This is a genomic window from Xanthovirga aplysinae (genome assembly GCF_009711365.1).
Classification (GTDB): Bacteria; Bacteroidota; Bacteroidia; order Cytophagales; family Cyclobacteriaceae; genus Xanthovirga; species Xanthovirga aplysinae.
Map to the genome: position 1 here is coordinate 1 of NZ_SMMB01000311.1, position 1,091 is coordinate 1,091.

At 39.6% G+C, this 1,091-nt stretch carries 1 protein-coding gene; it reads right to left on the minus strand.

Annotated features, from left to right (window positions below; all coding sequences use genetic code 11):
- A partial coding sequence (locus E1171_RS00905) for a DUF2586 family protein (RefSeq protein WP_155203185.1) occupies window positions 1-921 on the minus strand: 921 nt, incomplete at its 3' end.
- Window positions 922-1,091: the final 170 nt, after the last annotated feature.

Here is a 1,091-nt window from a genome sequence, read left to right on the forward strand (position 1 = left end):
GTTCAGGTTAGGTAACATCATTTCTCTGATACCACGGATGGCTTTGTCAATCACACGGTTCAGCTCGATGTTTTCATAGTCACCTGAAGAAGCTGTCCATGAGCCATTGAAATAACTACCACTTACGCCCACATGCTTTTGTAGGAAGATGTAATTTTTATCGTCAATTCCATCAAGCTCAGTGTTTTTCTTTGTTTTTACATCCTCTCCATTGGCAAAGGCAATGCTGTTAAGCTCTGCTCCACTAACATCAAATTTGTTGACCCAACCGATGTTTTCATGTACAGCGGCTTTTGAAACAGTACCTAAAGCTGCTCCCAAACAAGTAATGGATTTTTGCTTTGTTCCATAAAGTGCCGCTCCTTTTCCTGCTCCATCTTGTCCTATAACTACAGAAACCTTGTTGTCACTACTTTCTGATAAATCAGGTAATGTACCAAGATCTAATCCATGTATATTTGGCGCTAACAATACTGAAAGAGGAGTATAATATTCATCTTCCAAAGTTTTACATACAGCATTAAAGCTAGTGGCTAAAGCGTCAATTGTTTCCGAATCTTCTGCTGCGAAAGTGGCATCTGCCAAGTAAACCCCTACCTGACGTAATTTACCATCAGCTTCCTGCTGCAGGTCGACCAATTTTTCAGCATCAACATTTCCTGCAAATACACCTACATAAAGGCTACCTGCCGGGTTAATACGGAAATACTCACTAATATGATAGTGTAATACTTCAGTTTCAACAGCCTCAGGATCTATTCCTGCTGCCTCAGCTTCTTCCAAAGAGAAGAATTGTTTTACTTCTTCATTTCCAAAAGGGGATGTACCATAGAACAGTAAACCTGAGATATAATCCTCACCAGGAGCTGCTTTGCCCAGTCCACCCGAACCTTTGGCGAATGTAATTTTTGCTAAACTCATTTTTTTCTAAGTTTTTATTAATTATTAGGAATTGTAAATTACCAGGCATATGTGTCCTGGCATTTTTTTTATTCAATTATGCTTGTCCAGTCCAGTCGATATGAGAAACGGTCAGGGTTAATTCTACCGGGAATGATTTGTCATTCTGGTTTAATGCACGGCTGTTGTTT